Annotated in this window: 15 protein-coding genes, 1 tRNA gene and 1 pseudogene; 16 read left to right on the forward strand and 1 reads right to left on the reverse strand. The window is 38.9% G+C overall.

Going from position 1 to position 17,538, the window contains the following annotated elements; all coding sequences use genetic code 11:
• The 11 genes and pseudogenes from B4H39_RS06800 to B4H39_RS06850 all read left to right on the forward strand — a co-directional run.
• Window positions 1-204 (forward strand): LPXTG cell wall anchor domain-containing protein (locus B4H39_RS06800; protein WP_286927549.1); only part of this gene is annotated, 204 nt, incomplete at its 5' end.
• Window positions 205-349: 145 nt separating this feature from the next.
• Window positions 350-1,615, forward strand: coding sequence for an accessory Sec system protein translocase subunit SecY2 (secY2, locus tag B4H39_RS06805; protein ID WP_251422542.1), 1,266 nt, complete (start codon window positions 350-352; stop codon window positions 1,613-1,615).
• A 9-nt stretch (window positions 1,616-1,624) separates the two neighbouring features.
• Window positions 1,625-3,187, forward strand: a complete 1,563-nt coding sequence (asp1, locus tag B4H39_RS06810; protein ID WP_251422540.1) for an accessory Sec system protein Asp1 — start codon at window positions 1,625-1,627, stop codon at window positions 3,185-3,187.
• Window positions 3,188-3,191: 4 nt separating this feature from the next.
• Window positions 3,192-4,775, forward strand: coding sequence for an accessory Sec system protein Asp2 (gene asp2 / locus B4H39_RS06815; RefSeq protein WP_251422537.1), 1,584 nt, complete (start codon window positions 3,192-3,194; stop codon window positions 4,773-4,775).
• On the forward strand, window positions 4,772-5,320 hold the full coding sequence (gene asp3, locus B4H39_RS06820; protein WP_251422534.1) for an accessory Sec system protein Asp3: 549 nt from the start codon (window positions 4,772-4,774) through the stop codon (window positions 5,318-5,320). The genes asp2 and asp3 overlap by 4 nt, the downstream gene beginning before the upstream one ends.
• A gap of 2 nt (window positions 5,321-5,322) precedes the next feature.
• The gene (secA2, locus tag B4H39_RS06825) at window positions 5,323-7,710 is read left to right on the forward strand and encodes an accessory Sec system translocase SecA2 (RefSeq protein ID WP_251422532.1); all 2,388 of its coding nucleotides are present in this window, start codon (window positions 5,323-5,325) and stop codon (window positions 7,708-7,710) included.
• 11 nt (window positions 7,711-7,721) lie between these two features.
• Window positions 7,722-9,227: an accessory Sec system glycosyltransferase GtfA gene (gene gtfA, locus B4H39_RS06830; protein WP_251422529.1), complete on the forward strand. Its 1,506-nt coding sequence runs from the start codon at window positions 7,722-7,724 to the stop codon at window positions 9,225-9,227.
• On the forward strand, window positions 9,220-10,536 hold the full coding sequence (gene gtfB / locus B4H39_RS06835; protein ID WP_251422526.1) for an accessory Sec system glycosylation chaperone GtfB: 1,317 nt from the start codon (window positions 9,220-9,222) through the stop codon (window positions 10,534-10,536). Before gtfA ends, gtfB begins: the two co-directional genes overlap by 8 nt.
• Window positions 10,537-10,704, forward strand: coding sequence for a hypothetical protein (locus tag B4H39_RS06840; RefSeq protein WP_251422523.1), 168 nt, complete (start codon window positions 10,537-10,539; stop codon window positions 10,702-10,704).
• A 696-nt stretch (window positions 10,705-11,400) separates the two neighbouring features.
• The gene (locus B4H39_RS06845) at window positions 11,401-11,934 is read left to right on the forward strand and encodes a DUF5626 family protein (protein WP_251422520.1); all 534 of its coding nucleotides are present in this window, start codon (window positions 11,401-11,403) and stop codon (window positions 11,932-11,934) included.
• A gap of 331 nt (window positions 11,935-12,265) precedes the next feature.
• Window positions 12,266-13,719: pseudogene (locus tag B4H39_RS06850) on the forward strand (IS1182 family transposase).
• Between the two features lie 123 nt (window positions 13,720-13,842).
• Here the strand turns inward: B4H39_RS06850 and B4H39_RS06855 are convergent.
• Window positions 13,843-13,915: transfer RNA gene (locus B4H39_RS06855), tRNA-Thr, on the reverse strand.
• A 211-nt stretch (window positions 13,916-14,126) separates the two neighbouring features.
• On the opposite strand from B4H39_RS06855, the gene radA reads away from it, so the two are divergent.
• From radA to B4H39_RS06885, 5 genes are all read left to right on the forward strand, one after another.
• Window positions 14,127-15,488, forward strand: coding sequence for a DNA repair protein RadA (gene radA / locus B4H39_RS06860; protein WP_251422549.1), 1,362 nt, complete (start codon window positions 14,127-14,129; stop codon window positions 15,486-15,488).
• Between the two features lie 583 nt (window positions 15,489-16,071).
• Entirely contained in the window at window positions 16,072-16,335 is a 264-nt protein-coding gene (locus tag B4H39_RS06870) for a hypothetical protein (RefSeq protein ID WP_237459880.1), read from the forward strand.
• Window positions 16,336-16,559: 224 nt separating this feature from the next.
• On the forward strand, window positions 16,560-16,982 hold the full coding sequence (locus B4H39_RS06875) for a hypothetical protein (RefSeq protein ID WP_251422517.1): 423 nt from the start codon (window positions 16,560-16,562) through the stop codon (window positions 16,980-16,982).
• Between the two features lie 47 nt (window positions 16,983-17,029).
• Entirely contained in the window at window positions 17,030-17,302 is a 273-nt protein-coding gene (locus B4H39_RS06880) for a hypothetical protein (RefSeq protein ID WP_251422514.1), read from the forward strand.
• Window positions 17,293-17,472 (forward strand): hypothetical protein, encoded by a 180-nt coding sequence (locus B4H39_RS06885; protein WP_251422511.1) that lies wholly within the window; start codon window positions 17,293-17,295, stop codon window positions 17,470-17,472. Before B4H39_RS06880 ends, B4H39_RS06885 begins: the two co-directional genes overlap by 10 nt.
• Window positions 17,473-17,538 lie beyond the last annotated feature (66 nt).

The raw sequence follows: 17,538 nt of genomic DNA on the forward strand, positions 1-17,538 counted from the left end.
TCAGTAAGCGAATCAGTTTCAGAATCCGTATCAGAATCAGTAAGCGAAGCTGCTTCCGAAGCAGCATCTGAGTTAAATTCCGAACTTTCACGTCGTTTGCCAAATACTGGTGAGGGTGCAAGTACAGGTGCGTTGTCAGCTGTTGGTCTATTCTTGACAGGACTTTTGGCTGGAAGAAAACGGAAAAAATCAGATGAAAATTAATAAGAAGTAATCTTAGTGTCAGCATAAAGTAGTCATTCTATAAGGGATGGCTACTTCTGTGTTATAACAGGGCTTGATAAATGCTTATATGAAATAAGCGATAAAAAGATGATTCGCAAGAAATAAATAAGGAAATAAGAAAATTATGTTTCTCAAACTACAAAAAAAATGGCGTAGCGCCTTGATTTTTCCAAAACTTCTATGGAGCTTGGTTATCGTGTTGGTCTATATGTTTGGACAACAAATTCCAGTGCCAACTGTAATCCTAAATACTGAAGCTTTGGCCAAGATAGTTGATATACAGCTGCTTAATAATGTGGCCTCAGTAACAGGAGCGCAACTCAGTAGTATCAACTTATTTTCACTTGGTTTAAGTCCTTGGATGACAGCCATGATTATTTGGCGTTTTATCACGATGATGGGGTATTTCAAAAATGCAACCAGTAAACAACTCAACCGTTATCGCCTATTTTTAACGCTTGGAATTGCTCTCATTCAGAGTTTTGGATTAACAGCTGCTTCCAGTTATAATAGATTAGCTCTAGATACTGCTCAAGAATCTACCTTGCGACTTTTCACAATGCTTATCATGACAGCAGGAAGTTTTGTATTGATCTGGTTGGGAAATCTTAATGCACAGAAAGGTCTAGGTGGGATGATGCTTATCATTCTTGTCAATATGGCACTTGCTTTTAAGGACAACATAGGCGCGTATTTCTCTGAAAACCAGTTTTCATCTCTTGGTTTGATGCTTTCTTTACTCATTTTCTTAAGCACCTATTTTTTACTGGTTTTGCTAACAGTAGTGCTTTACCGTGCGGAGTACCGTATTCCTATACGACGCATTGGCATAAATAATGCATATAATAAAGAAAGCTACCTGCCTATTCGTGTTACACCAGCAGGTGCGCTGCCTTTCATGTATGGAATGACGCTGATGATGTTACCCCCCTTTATTTTGAGCGGTTTGTTATCTATTTTTCCGAATAATCCCACGATTATAAGTCTGGTGACGCAAATCGGTATCTCCAAGCCCTTAGGTGTAGGAATCTATGCTGTTATTCTTTATATACTCGCTATTGGGTTTGCTTATTATAACTATGACGCTTACGATATTGCTAAAGGGATGCGCCAAAATGGTGATTACATTGATTTTGTGCGACCTGGCGATGAAACGAGACGTTTTATACAGTCTAAAGTCAATCTACTGGCTCAATTTGGGGCGTGGATGGTACTGCTTTTGGGTGCTTGCCCTTTAGCTGTTGTGGTGCTGACACAACAGGGAAACAGTGACAATATCAGCATTGCCTTACTTGTGAGTAACGCCTATATCGTGTCAACCTTAATGCTAGGTATTATTGAACAAGTCAACATGTTACAGAATTGGAAAAATTATAAAAATATTATCTAGGAGTTTTGCATGTACTATTTTGTTCCAGCATGGTATGGTCAAGGACGCATCTGGTATGATACGACCTCCTTTTGGTTTCGAGTCTTTGAGAGGATGCAATTTGACGATACTGTCAATCATATCAAGATGTTCGAACAAGTCCAGGAACCAAGCCAGTTATTAATCTTAAACTACAGTCCTCAACTGCGCTATTATTTGCATAAGCAAGGTTTATTAACAAGCTCATATTGGTCATTCTTTGATGATATCCAGAATATCAAAAGTATGCACACCAATCCTATCTCGTTTAAAGACCTTGATTGGCCACAAGGGACAGCTTTTCATCACAGTCCTTTTGCTCTTGTAGCAATGCTGGAAGATGCTCCGCTGGCCTATATTCATTTCGCTGAAAATGGTAATCTTATGCAAATTGATTATCAGAAGGAGGGGCATACAGATAAAACCTATGTCTTTGATGATAGAGGTTTCTTGTCCAGTTTGATTTATTATGATGCAAATGGCCAGGTTCAATACCAAGACTATCTTAATCCCAGAGGAGTTTGGCAAGTGCGAGAAGTTTTTGGCGAACAGTCAAAAATTATTATTAACCCTGTATCGGACCATATGTTTAGGCAACTGACTTATGACAGTTGGGAAGCACTGATTATTGAACGTCTCTCTCTTTTACGTCGTCAGTACTTTAATGATGATGATACTTTGGTGATTGCATCACATGAGCAACATAATCATCTCTTGCTTTCTCTTTTTGAAAAACAAACAAAGGTGCTGTCCTTCTTTGGAGAGCGTTATAATCTTGCATCTTCCACCTTTTTGGAAGTGGCATCAGCAGCGGATCTTATGGTAACAGATACCAAGACGACACTGTCACATCTGAATCGGCGTTTAGAGGAAGTCGGTTTAACTGATAAGAAAGTAACACAGATTTCTCCCTTTGATACCCGTTTGAGGTTGGGACATAGTCAACTTATGAAAGAACTCATTATTTACTTTTATATCGATACGATTAGTGATGACATTCTTAGGAAATATATACTGCCCATTTTAGATAAAATGGCCGTTTGTGAGTCTGTCCAACTTAGGCTCATCACTTTTCGCTCAGATTATGATTTGAAAAATCTTCAAAGCTGGGTTGAACAGTTGATAAATGAGCGATATGATCGTTGCCTTTTCTATGGAGAGGCTGAGGACTTTAGCGAGAATCATGTTGATGAGGAAGTAGAGGAACTTCAGCGTATTAGTTTTGAATATTTTAGCAATGAAAATCATATCATTACAGCTTTAGACAGTGCTCGTCTGGTGATTGATTTGGGAGAATTTCCTGACTTGTACACACAGATAGCAAGTATTAGTGCAGGCGTTCCTCAGATCAATAGAGTAGAAACAGATTATGTCGATCATCAAAAAAATGGCTGGGTTATTTCTTCGTCACAAGAGCTGCACAAGGCGCTGGATTATTACTTTGATGGTTTGACAAACTGGAACAAAGCTCTTGTGTATGCAGTTTCTAAGATGTCTGACTATACAAGTGGTAAAATATTAGCACAGTGGCAATCATTGCTAGAAAAGGAGTGAAAAGATGATTACAGTCTTACAGATTGGTAACAATAATTGGGCGGAGCAAGTTGATGCTTTACCTCAAGACATGCAGTGGCATTTTTGTCGCCCAAATGAGATTGTTTCCTTTTTAGAAGCACTTAAACAAGCTGAACGTGCTAAAATAATGGTAGCATCGGAGGAGAGGGATGAGCCAAAAATCCGTATTCGTTTTAACGCCATTCTCCTCACAGAAACTATTGATGAGTCGCTTCTTGAACCACTGGATTCTACGATTGAGGCTTATGGTTTGTATCATGATAAAGGGCTTTTCATAAGAGACATGAGTCCAACGGGGATATTTCGCAGAAAATGCTTGCGTGAATTACCGATTGATGGCGACATTTCGCAAAAAATAAAGTATCTCTCACAGGTTCTGTTTGACAGCCAATATGGTGCCAAGTTAAAAATTCCTGATATAGATGTGAATCCAAATTTTCAAGGGAATATCCACTTCGATGGACATGTAGGTATGACAGCCTCAGGTTACTTTGGTGAGAACTTTGAGCAGCTGTTTACCTTCCGCTACAATCTCAGTACCTTCCCCGTTGCCTTAGAAATTTGGCAAGAATATGTCAAAAAATCAGGTACTTGTGACCTACAACTTCGTATCTTTCCGATTCGTGCGGGGAGTTTATATGACTTGCAGGCACCGATAATATTGACAGAAGCCGACATGCAAGAACCCTACGTTATTCCTGTAGAGAACGAAAAAATAAGTTTTTATACGGTTTCGATCTATGCAAAGGGGGAAGGAGAGGTTACTTTTGGCCCTCTGCATTGGCGCTATTCACGTATTGGCCTGGGCCGCTTTGTTTTGGGTGGGGAACGTCACAGTGATGGTAAGCGTCAAGAGGTTATTACTTACTTCAATCCTGGGGATATGAAGCCACCACTGACTGTTTATTTTTCAGGATATAGATCGGCAGAAGGTTTTGAGGGTTATGGTATCATGAAATCTCTCAAGACACCGTTTATGTTGATAGGTGATCCACGTCTTGAAGGAGGCGGTTTCTACATTGGTACACCTGAGCTTGAGCAAACAATTGTGGCTGCTATTCAAGAGGCTTTGGACTATCTAGGTTTTTCGTCCTCTGATTTGATTCTTTCAGGCTTATCAATGGGAACTTACGGTGCCCTGTACTATGCTGCACATTTTAATCCCTACGCAGTTGTTGTTGGCAAACCTTTTACTAATCTTGGTGATACGGTTAAAGGAATGAAACTGCTCCGTCCCGATGAGTTTGAAACCAGTGCTGATGTCCTTTTGAACGCAACGGGTGGCACTTCACCTGCAAATATTGACAATCTTAACAAGAAATTTTGGGAGAAGTTTACAACTTCTGATTTTTCCGATACACATTTTGCAATTGCTTATATGGAGCAAGATGACTATGACCGTTCAGCGACTGAAAGGCTTATCCATCACCTTTCCCAAAGGAATGTCCATATTTATGCTAAAGGCTATGAGGGACGTCACAATGACAATAGTCACTCCATCAAGAAGTGGTTTATGAAACAATATGTTGATCTTCTTGGGGAGGGGTATGAAAGGAGGGGAAGATGACAAAACAATTAGTAAAAACAATCACATGGACAGAAGTCCATAAGGGTCATGTTTACCTTTACGGAACTCAACTACAGATAGCAGGAAAAACACTTCATTACCACAATCCTCTTCTGGCTTCTGGAAAACCTTTGCTGAAATTTGACTCACGGACCAACTATCAAGGGGATCGTCGCTCGCCAGAGCTTCCTCTCCTGATCCCCAATCGTGCTTACGAACTGTCTGCTGCCTTTGAAACGGTCCCGGCTGATAGAGCCTATCTCCAAGTTGATTTTTACAATCGACAAAATGAAGTCATCTGGTCTTATATCCAACGTGAGAAAGTGGGACAGTTCACTTGTCCAGAGGAAACATTTACTTATCATATTTCTTTGTTCAGTGCGGGATGCAGCGATTTGACTTTTAATCATCTTAGCTTATTTTTGACAGAGCCGCAGCATAACGTTACAAGCTATGCGATGAAGACAAGAGGCTATTTATCAGATAAATTACCAGAGGAGCTCGCCCTTGTAGCCCCTCTTATCAGAAATATAGAAGAGGAGTGACTATGTCGCCAAAAGAAAGAAGAGGGGTAATGAATGCCCTAAAACTTCGCCGACTTCGCCGTATTTTGAAAAAAATTAATGCCCGAGCTGATGAGATGAGTGCCTTGACTGATGCTGAATTGTCAGCAAAAACAGCTGAATTTAAAGAGCGTTTACAATCTGGAGAAACGTTGGATCATATACTTGTGGAGGCTTTCGCAGCGATGCGTGAGGCAGACAAAAGAATTTTGGGTCTCTTTCCATATGATGTTCAAGTTCTAGGCGGCTTGGCCTTGCATTTTGGCTATATCATTGAGATGAAAACGGGTGAGGGTAAAACTCTAACGGCGACTTTACCTCTTTATCTTAATGCTTTGGAAGAGAAGGGAGCCATACTCGTTACGACAAATGACTATCTCGCTAAACGAGATGCAATGGAGATGTCGCCAGTCTTTTCATTCATGGACTTGAAGGTAGGTGTAGGTGTTTATGAAGAAGACGAAGAGGTTGATGCCAAACGAAAAAGAGAAATTTATGCATCAGATATTACTTATACAACCAGTACAGCACTGGGCTTCGACTATCTCGCTGATAATCTTGCAGGCGATAAAAAAGGTAAGTTTCTCAGACCCTTCCATTATGTTATTGTGGATGAGGCAGATGCGGTATTGCTCGACAGTGCTCAGACACCTTTGATTATCTCAGGAGTTCCGCGCGTTCAATCTAATCTCTATGATGTGTGCAACCAGTTTGTGCTGACATTGCATGAAGAGGAAGAATATCATTTTAACAGAGAAGATAAGGCTGTTTATTTGACAGTTAAGGGTGGACATTATGCAGAAAACTATTTTAATATCCCAAATCTCTATGACAGTAGCTATTTTGAATTGAACAGGCACATTAATCTAGCGCTTCGCGCTCACCATTTATATAAAAAAGATGTGGATTATGTTGTGGTGGATAATGAGGTCAAACTTTTGGATAACCGTACAGGGCGCATCTTAGAAGGGACTCGTCTTCAGTCAGGGATTCATCAAGCAATTGAAACTAAAGAGGGGGTCAAGAAAACAAAAGACTCTCGTTCAGTAGCTTCAGTGACTTATCAAAGTTTATTTAATATGTTTCCCAAGTTATCTGGAATGACAGGAACAGGAAAAATTGCAGAAGATGAACTTATCAGCACTTATCGTGTATCTGTCATCGTTATCCCAACCCATAAGCCCGTGATTCGTCAAGACTTTCCAGATCAGATTTATGTGACTTTACCTGAGAAACTGGCAGCGACTTTGACATATGTAAAAAAGCTGCATGCTAAAGGGCAGCCCGTTCTTTTGATTTCTGGTACAGTGGATATTGCTGAAATCTATTCCCGCATGCTATTGCAAGAAGGTATTGTTCATAGTGTCTTGACAGCGAAAAATGTTGCTAAAGAAGCCCTGATTATTAAAGAAGCGGGGCAAAAAGGAACAGTGACAATCGCCACATCCCTAGCCGGTCGTGGAACAGATATCAAGCTGGGTGAAGGCGTTGCGGAACTTGGCGGCTTGGCCGTTATTGGTACAGAACGGATGCCTAACAGTCGTATTGATTGGCAGTTGCGAGGGCGTGCAGGGCGCCAGGGTGATCCTGGCTTGAGTCAATTTTTCGTTTCGTTAGAGGATGAGCTAGTACAGCAATACGGTGGCAAATGGGCAACACGATATTTTGAAAAAAATAATCATCACCAACGCAGCGACTATGGGCAGCCTTTGCATCAGAGAAGACATCAACGTATCTTAAAGCAAGCGCAAGCAAAGAGTGAAGACCGTTCAGTTTTGGCACGTCAATCGACCATTAAATTTGATGAAAGTTTACGTGTTCAACGTCAAAAAATCTATGCATTACGTGATGAGTTGATTTATGACGAGAAAAACTTATCTCAAAAAGTTGACCATATTGTGGACGAAGTGATTTCACAGTATTTGGCATCAAATTCTGGTCTAACAGAACGCTCCTTACGCCGCTATATTTTAGATAATTTTAGCTATCAATTTCAGGAAGCTTCACTTCCTGTTTCTATTGACAATCAGGTAGCTGTGAAGCGTTATCTAAAAAGTCTGTATTACTCAGAGATGAGTCGAAAAGCTGAAAGATTACAGACTGAGGAGAAAAAATCTGAATTTTTACGCCTTTCGATTTTACATGCTATTGACGCTTGCTGGTTGGAGCAGGTGGACAATTTGCAGCAGCTGAAAAATTTTGTATCGCTCCGGCAAGCAGCCCAAAGGAGTACCATGACAGAGTATTATCAAGAATCTCTGCGATCTTATGACCGCATGTGTCAAGCTGTGAAAGAAACAGTGCTACGTAATGTTATGTTAAGTACCATCGAAAGCGATGGCAATACGGGCTATTCAATTTATTTTGTATAAGGAAGTTTAAGATGACAATTTATAACATTAATTTAGGAATAGGCTGGGCAAGTAGTGGAGTTGAGTATGCCCAAGCTTACCGCGCGAGTGTGTTTCGCGACTTGGGGATTCCTGCCAAATTCATCTTTACAGACATGTTTCAACATGAAAATTTGGAACATTTGACTGCAAATATCGGCTTTAGTGATGACGAGATTATTTGGCTATACAGCTATTTTACAGATATTAAAATTGCTCCAACAAGTTATCCCCTATCAGAACTTGAGAACAGTTTCACTCTACCTGTTCAGTCTATTGATAAAGCTGGAAATTTATGGCGCTATCACTTTAACGAGGATTTCTACGCTAACGTTTCCCTATGCGGGCCTGAGGACAACTATGTTCAACGTGTAGAATACGTATCAAAAGGTAATTTAGTACGTAAGGATTACTATAGTTATGTAAAGATTTTTACGGAATATTACATGCCCAAAGATCAAAAACCGCAACTCATTCAGCGCTCCTTTTTCAATGAGGATGGGAGTGTCGCCTATGAAGAATATTGTGAGCCTGAGATGAGCATCTTCAAGTTTGAAAACAAGTGGTGCTATGGCAAGGAAGAGTTAGTAGGATATTTGTTAGACTGTTTGGCGTTAACAAGAAAAGATATGATTTTACTTGATCGTGCAACAGGTATTGGACAGGCTGTATTTGACCATAAGGGGCAGGCTGCTCTAGCTGTGGTTATCCATGCAGAGCATTACAATGCAAAAGCAGATGAAGAGGATAATATTCTGTGGAATAATTATTACGAATATCAGTTTACAAATGCTGATAAAGTCGATGCCTTCATCGCCTCAACCCAAGTCCAAAAGGAACTCTTGGATGAGCAGTTCCAACATTATACAACTCACCGACCAAAAATTTATGCTATCCCTGTAGGGAGCTTGGATAAGTTACGCTACCCAGAAAGTCAGCGTGTGCCTTATCGCATGATGACAAGTTCACGTTTGGCTTCAGAAAAGCATATTGATTGGCTTTTACAAGCTGTTATCTTGGCGAAAAAATCTTTGCCACAGTTGACATTTGACATCTATGGTGAAGGAGGGGAACGCAATAAACTCACAAAGCTTATTTCTGATGCTCATGCTCAGGACTATATTCAGCTGAAAGGTCATCAGAACTTGACAGAAATCTATAAAGATTATGCTTTATACTTGACGGCCTCCACCAGTGAAGGATTTGGTTTAACTCTTCTTGAAGCAGTAGGTTCGGGTCTGCCTTTGATTGGTTTAGATGTACCTTATGGCAACCAGACCTTTATCCGTCATGGGGTGAATGGTCTGCTCTTAGAACGCCAAGAACCTGATAATAGCCAGCATATGGCACAAGTTTTTGCTGATGCTATTGTTCAATACTTTCAAACAATGGATGCAGATAAGGCACATGCCCATTCTTACCAAAAAGCACAGGCTTTTTTGGCACACGAAGTAGCTAAACAGTGGCAAGACTTTATCAAGGAGGTTTTATATGATTAGAATATATGACTGGTTGAACCAAGAAGCCTTGGATTTACATTATTCTCTGCAAGCAGCGGGAATCATGGGTGAGACAATCGTTCTTAATGACGAAGGCAATCTGCCTGAGGACATCACTTCCCCTTATCGCTATTTTTGTAATGCTACTTCTGATACTGGTAAAGCTCTTTACTTTAACCAACTCACTGTTCCTGAAGGCTGGCAAATTACAGGAAATAATACAGAAGGTGAGGTATGGAGTTACGGCGTTAAGAAAGCGACCATTCATTATCATATGCCACTCTACTTACGTCTGATAAAGCAGGTAGATTGGTTGACTTTGGATGGAAAGGTGTATGTAACCGACCACTACAACCAATACGGCTGGTGCTTTGCAAAGACTTACTTTGATGGAAATCAGCAAGTTGTTCTCAAAAAATATTTTACGAAACAAGGGCATGAGGTGATCAGTCATAATCTTGTAACAGGGGATGTTCTACTGAGTTGGCAAGGCAAAGACTATCATTTTACAAGGCTGGTGGATTTTATCCTGTTTTATCTGGCAGAGGCAGGGTATAACCTCTCAAATATTTGGTATAATTCACTCGGATTACCGTTTTTAGCTTCCTATTATTATCAAGGTGAAGGAGTGGATACCTTATTTTGGCAGGAGGATGTAGGTGAGGCTATTCCAGGAAATATGAAACTCATCCTTGAAGGAAATGCTGGGCGGACTAAACGTGTAGTTGTCCAACAAAAAACAGTTTATGAGAAATTACTTCGTTTGGCAAGTGCAGAGGAAGCGGAGAAAATTGCATATCTTGGATATATTTATCCCAACATACGTACAAATCACAATCGTAAGCAAGCTCTGATTTTAACAAATTCGGACCAGATTGAGGGATTGGATAATTTACTCCGAAACTTGCAGGATTATCATATTCATATTGCAGCATTGACAGAAATGTCTCAACACCTCATTGATTATGAGAGTTTTCAGCAAGTGACCCTCTACCCAAACGTCTCTCAGAAAATGGTTGACCAGCTCTTTGAAGCATGTGATGTCTACCTTGACATCAATCATGGGGGAGAGATTTTATCAGCCAGTCGTCGTGCCTATGAGTCAGATCTTCTCATTTTAGGATTTGATAATACCGTTCATCAACGGCAGTTTATGTCACCAGATTATATTTTTAAAGCGCAAGAGCCTGAACAAATGGTTGACTTTTTACGGCAGTGTCAAGATTTGCCACGTGCAGTTACAAAACAACGTTCCGATGCTGGACAGTCAACGCCAGAGGATTATCATCAGATATTAGGAGGTTACTAAATGACTCGTAAAAATGAATTGCTTGATAAAGATATCGAAGAACGAATTGATAAGGCAAGACTTGAGCAGCACGAGCCTGAAGTTAATCGGAGACCAATTTTTTATACCATTATTGTTGTTTTGGTGACCCTATCGGTCGTCTTGTCTTTGCTCCGTTACCTTACGTAAAAGAATGATGAGTCTGAGACGACGAAGATAAAAGCTCAAACTTATCTAAAATGCAGAAAGAAAAAATGCTCAAGATGGCATAGAGAAATGCCATCTTGAGCATTTTTTCGGTTTTTGCCTCAGTTTCTTATTTTTTGCGAGGGATAAATTATCGGAGAAGTGGCAAACAATTTGTAAGTCTGAGTAGAAGAAACACCTAAGATTACTCTAAAAGAGAAAGTGAGAGTTTTGCATGAAATGAGGAATATCTTTAAAGTCATGAAAACCACAGTAAAATCGTTCTAAATCGAATGGTACCAAGCTCACATAGGGTTTGTATACGGGCTTTATCTTTTATTTGGCAGATGGCTATACAAGGCTTAGCCCTTTTTATAAAAATAAAGTGCTAATGGATTTATAATATATACATTTATATAAGATAATAAATGTTATGCAACAGAAATCTGAGGCATTATATATACTTTTAGCGTTCTAAAATAGAGAGTCTACAGTTTTTAAAGTCGAAATAACTGTGGAAGTTGGGAAATAAAACCATGATAATAAATTTCAAATTATGGTATTTTTCCATCTTAAAAAATGTTGTAATACATGGATGAAAGTGCTATTCTAACATTGGGAAAGCGTCGTCAAGCATTCATGGAAAATATTGTCGAAATATGATAGTTAACTATAATAAAAGGAATTTTAAGATTTATTATGAAAAAATTAAAGAAAAAAATCATTCTCTCAAGTGCAATGTTATCAATGTTGTCTGGAGCTATTGCACCTTCAACAGTAGCTTTTGCTGATGACAATGATCAATATAGTGTATCTGCTATCCAGAAACCTTCTAGTGTTTCCGCAGAATTTGATTTGTCAAACTTATCACTCAATGGAGATACAAAAACTATCGTAGATGACCAAGGAAATGTAACAAATTTCAAGGTTGAAACTGCATCAAATCCTTTATTACGTATATCAAACGGTTCACATAAAGTTAGCGCTTGGGGTTTAAATTGGCACGTAACATTTTATATAAACGTGAAAAACAATAAAATAACATCAGCCAACAATTTAAATTACACGATTATTGGTATCGCTATCAAGTCATCTAGTCTAAGAGTTGAGAATAGCAAACGAGCAACGGCTCATTTTGAAGCAACAACTCCAATTTGGGATGTTCTATCTTGGACAGGATGGGTACGTGCCACTATCAATAGTTCTAACAAACTTGTAATTACAAATAATTAATCACAATTACAAATTGTTAATATGAAAGGAGGTACAATATGACTATGATGAGTATAGTTTTTATTACATTTATAGCCCTTATTGTTTTTGTTGTCTATTTTATAAAAAAACTAATCAATAAAAATAAGTAAAAAATCTCCATGAAATCAAGCATGAAATACTCTCAATGAAATTGCTAGCGGAGCTTTTTTGAGCTTGGGACACTTGCGAAAAAACAAGAACAAAAGAGACAGGAAACTGTCTCAGACTGTAGACAAAGTCAAGAGACCTTGTCTTTTTTGTTTCTTCAATGCTATAATGGACTAAAAGAAAACGGATACAGGAGCTGCTTATGTTCAAAAAACAAAACAAAGACTTCCCCCGCAATCAATACGGCTTCTACACTTTAGACGAGCTGGTCCCGCAAGACCATTATCTACGCGACATTGATTTTGATTTCATTTATGATTTGGTTGCGCCGCTTTATAGCGATGACAGTGGTCGACCATCTCTAGACCCCGTCCTACTTATTAAATTGCCTCTTTTACAATATCTTGAAGGCATACGTTCCATGCGCCAGACCATCAAGCAGATTCAGGTTAATAATGCTTACCGTTGGTTTTTAGGCTTGAGCTTAGAAGATGATGTCCCCCATTTTTCAACCTTTGGCAATCTTATTCCCGCAGGTTCAAAGATACGGATCTTTTTGAACAAATTTTCTATGGTATTTTAGAACAGGCGAGACAGGCAGAATTAGTGGATGAATCTGTAGTTTTCATAGACGGTACCCACATCAATGCCCATGCCAATAGCCATAAGTATGAAAACCAAGAAGTCGCAAATGAAGCCCTCTTTTACGCAGACACCCTCAAATCCGAAATCAAAATGGAGCGTGAACGTCACGAAAAAGAGCCCTTAGAAAGAAGCGACACTGAGCTTAAAAATATTAAAGTTTCTAAAACAGACCCGGAAGCTGGCTGGTTTAGAAAAGGAGAGCACAAACACGTTTTTGCCTACAATGCACAGGTTGCTTGTGATAAAAATAGCTGAGTTTTGGGTTTTACTGTGCACCCAGGTAATGAACATGATTCAAGAGCTTTCAAGTCACTTTTTGATGTTTTAGAAGCAAAATATCAGATAGAAATGATGGTGATGGATGCTGGTTATAAAACGCCAGCCCTTGCATATCTCTTGATTACACAGGGGATTACACCTGTTTTTCCTTATACTCGTCCCAAAGGCAAGAAAGCAGGGCTGAGGAAGAAAGATTTTAAATATGACCGTGAGTTTGATGGCTATACTTGCCCCCAAGGTCAGTGGCTAAACTATTCTACAACTAATAAATTAGGCTATCATGAGTATAAGAGTAATGCGAAAATTTGTCAGTCTTGTCCGCTCTTGTCAGATTGTACCCAATCTGCCAATAAAACCAAGCTTATCACACGGCATATTTGGCAGGATGATTTGGATGGTGTTGAGCAGATTAGGCGTTTAGGCTTCTTTAAGAGCATCTATCTCTTGCGCAGAGAGACCATCGAGCGGATCTTTGGCACAGGGAAGGAATATCATGGTTTGAGATATACCAATGAAATTGGGCTGGGGCAGATGGAGAAAAAGCTAGCCCTGACTTTTGCGAGCATGAATATGAAGAAACTGGCGAAAGTGCTAAAAAATAGGGAGCAAGAAAGCTTGCTTTTTGGTCTAAAAAAGAGAGAATTACAGTTGAAATTACTTTTCATTATGAATACAAGAAAACAGCCTCAGATTTTGAGGCTGTTTGTCTACGGTCTGAAGCTTGAACAATAGTTTAAGCTATTTTTGTTGTTCTTTGTTAAAATGTATGTATCATAAAGTAAAGAAATTAGACACAAATTCGGCACAAAGTTAAAATAAAAAGCTCAACCATAAGGATTGAACTAGTATATATAATGCCACTGAATGGAATCGAACCATCGACCTCCACCTTACCATGGTGTTGCTCTACCGACTGAGCTACAGCGGCTGACTTATTGCTTTCGCCCACTCGGAGAGCAACAGAGGAGGATTTGCTTTCGCAAATCTTTATCTGCCGATTAGAAGCGCTGCTTCTAACTCTACCGACTGAGCTACAGCGGCTAACTTGTTGCTTTACGAATGGGCTGCATCATCAAGCACTAATAATTTTACCAAAAATATGAATAAAAGTCTATAAAAATAGAAGTGAGGACATTAAAATAGCAAAGAAAAAATCAACATTTCTCTGTCAAGAATGTGGCTATAAATCTGTAAAAAAACTAGGACGTTGTCCAAACTGTGGGGCGTGGGGTTCCTTTGTTGAAGAAGTTGAAGTGCAGGAAGTTAAAAATCAGCGCATCAGTCTTACAGGTGAACGCTCAAAACCCATGAAGTTAGATCAAGTTGAACTTTTTGACACACCACGCGTTGAGACAGACCTAGAGGAGTTTAATAGAGTGCTCGGTGGTGGCGTTGTTCCCGGCAGTCTTGTACTTATTGGGGGTGATCCCGGGATTGGTAAGTCCACACTTCTACTCCAAGTATCAACGCAACTTGCTTCTCGAGGAAGAGGGCTCTATGTTAGTGGTGAAGAGTCTGCCCAGCAGATTAAGCTGCGTGCAGAGCGCTTAGGTGATATTGACACTGACTTTTACCTTTATGCAGAAACCAATATGCAAAGTATCCGAAACGAGGTTGAGCGCTTGCAGCCAAACTTTTTGATTGTTGACTCGATTCAAACCATCATGACACCAGAAATTCAAAGTACACAAGGTTCCGTAAGTCAGGTCCGTGAAGTGACCGGAGAACTTATGCAGTTGGCAAAAACTAATGACATTGCGACCTTTATCGTAGGACATGTGACAAAGGAAGGACAGCTTGCAGGACCACGTATGCTGGAGCATATGGTAGATACCGTGCTCTATTTTGAAGGGGAACGTCAAAATACGTTTCGCATATTGCGAGCAGTCAAAAATCGCTTTGGTTCTACCAATGAAATAGGTATCTTTGAGATGCAGGGCAGTGGCTTAGTTGAAGTGACAAATCCGAGTGAGGTTTTCCTAGAAGAACGTTTAGAAGGCTCTACAGGCTCTGCTATCGTCTGTGCTTTGGAGGGAACACGTCCAATCCTAGTTGAAATTCAAGCGCTAACTACACCAACCATGTTTGGTAATGCCAAACGGACAACTTCTGGTTTAGACTTTAACCGCGTGAGCTTGATTATGGCCGTACTTGAAAAACGTGCAGGCTTTCTTTTGCAGCAGCAAGATGCTTATTTGAAATCAGCAGGTGGTGTAAAACTGGATGAACCAGCAATTGACTTGGCAGTTGCAGTAGCTATCGCTTCAAGCTATAAAGAAGCGCCGACAGATGCGCGTGAATGTTTCATCGGAGAAATAGGTTTGACTGGTGAGATACGGCGTGTGACACGCATGGAGCAGCGACTTAATGAGGCAAGTAAATTGGGATTTCAAAAGGTCTATGCACCTAAGAATAGCCTAGCAGGTGTGGATATTCCAGAAAATTTAAAAGTCGTTGGTGTGACAACTCTGTCTGAATGTTTGAAAAAAGTATTTGGTTAAAAGAACTATCTCAATGAGAAGAATAAAATATTAGACTGCAGACAAACAGCCTCAAATTTTGAGGCTGTTTCTTGTGTAGTGAAAATAAACTGATTTTAATCGGAATTTTTCTTTTCTCAATCTTAAAAACAAGACTCCAGTCTATCTCTTTTCCTATATTCAAGCGGTCAAATTTCTGGGATTAAGCCAGGTCAAAAGGTTCGTTTTACGATTCAACAGATCCTTCCAAAAATAGAAATTCTAACCGGAACAATCCACCAAATTGACAGTGCCCCAACTCCATTGAAGAGCGGGAATACTTATAAAGTTTCGGCCTTAGTCACCATTCAAAAGACTTATTTTAACTACTACTTAGATAAAATAAAAGGAGAGTCTTCATAAAGTTGCTTATGTTAAGCAGAATGACACAAATATCCAGAAAATAGTAAAACATAATTTTTTTAATAACTGCAGATAAAAAATTCTAATTTGTCATGTTTTGTCATTCACCACACTCTTGAAAAAGCGCTTACACATCGATACAATGTAAGCAGTTCAAAACTATGGATAAGGGGGGATTAATGTTAAAAAAACAATAGAAATTTTGGAAGATGAAATTTTAAAGGATTTAAAAAGAATTCTTGGAAATACTAATAGCACTAATTTCGAAAAAGAAAAAGTTTCTATTGCAATAAACTTAATGGAAAAGGGCACTCCTATATCTAATGTATTGAGACGTCTTCAAATCACATTTGTTGGCAAAACACAAAGTCCAGAAGTCAAGTCATTTAATAAAAACATTACTCCGTATCTTAGAGACAGCCAAATACTAGGAACGGCTTTCATGGGTTCTGCCCTACCTCTGTAGTTTTTATTTTAAGTAAACTTATAGCCTAATGTAAGAGTGGTTGAGAAAGTCTTATTATAATTAAGTCAAAGTTTTATCATTTTTTGGTCTGGCTATAAACAAAGCCAAATCAACTTTGTCTATAGTCGGATTGTGCATTGGTTATTTTAATTAATTTGAATTTTCTGGAATTAGCAATGCTGTCATTGTCAGATTAATTACAAAGACTTCTAGTAGAAAGTTTTATGGAAAAGAAAAAATTTAAAATTACACTATCATGTGTAATGTTGTTACTTCTTAGCAGTGGTGCTTATGTACATACAACTGCTCAAAATTATCAAGAAAGCATTTATAACCCCCAAGTTAATAATACTCCACACAGCCAAAAATTAGTAGCTTTGGATACTGTCAGTGATGAAAAAAGTGGACCTGTGAAACCAGTTGAAGCTGGGAAAGTGAACGATGACTTTATTAATCGTTTTGATAATGCTGTAAGCTTGAATGAGAAAACTGGAAAATTTGAAATTGATAAATCAAAAATCCCGAACAACGCTTCAGAAGAAGAAATTTCTGCTTTAAATAAAAGGGTTGACACAAGTAATGTATCGTTGAAAAAATCATTGCTTCTACTCCTAAAGAAAACACAGTTCAAAATGAGGACTCTGTAGTTGTTGCAAATGATGAAAAAACAGCTAAAGAGATTCAAGTATCGACCATGGGGAAATATCATGATGGTTCTACTTATTTACATGTTTATTGGTGGGGACTTCGTATTGGTATAAATAAAGCACAGACTCAATATGCAGCCAGTGCTGGATTAGTTATAGCCGGTGTTTATGTTCCTGCTAAAGCTGTTCAAGCCGCGCTAGGTATTTTAGGATTATCAGTAGGAAAATTTATTCCTGGAGGAATTGTATTTAATTCTTCCCCTCAATTTATCCCTGTAGTAGGAAGCGATGCTATTGTATGGGGAGTGGGATGGCAATGAAAGAAAGCAAATATCAAATAGCAATGACAACTTTAGCTATAGTTGGACTAGTTTTTATATTTTTTACTGGGGTTGAAAGCTTTGGTAAATTACTCATAAATATTTTATTGGTTGTTATTCTGATTGTATCAGTTTCAGGACTAATTAAAGATTTTCTAAATAAGAAATAAGTACAAAAAGGACCTAGGGGTGATACAATGTCATTAAGTTAAGAAATAGATTCGACAGTCTAAAAC

The sequence above is a fragment of the Lactococcus sp. UBA7128 genome (assembly GCF_002492185.1).
Lineage (GTDB): Bacteria > Bacillota > Bacilli > Lactobacillales > Streptococcaceae > Lactococcus > Lactococcus muris.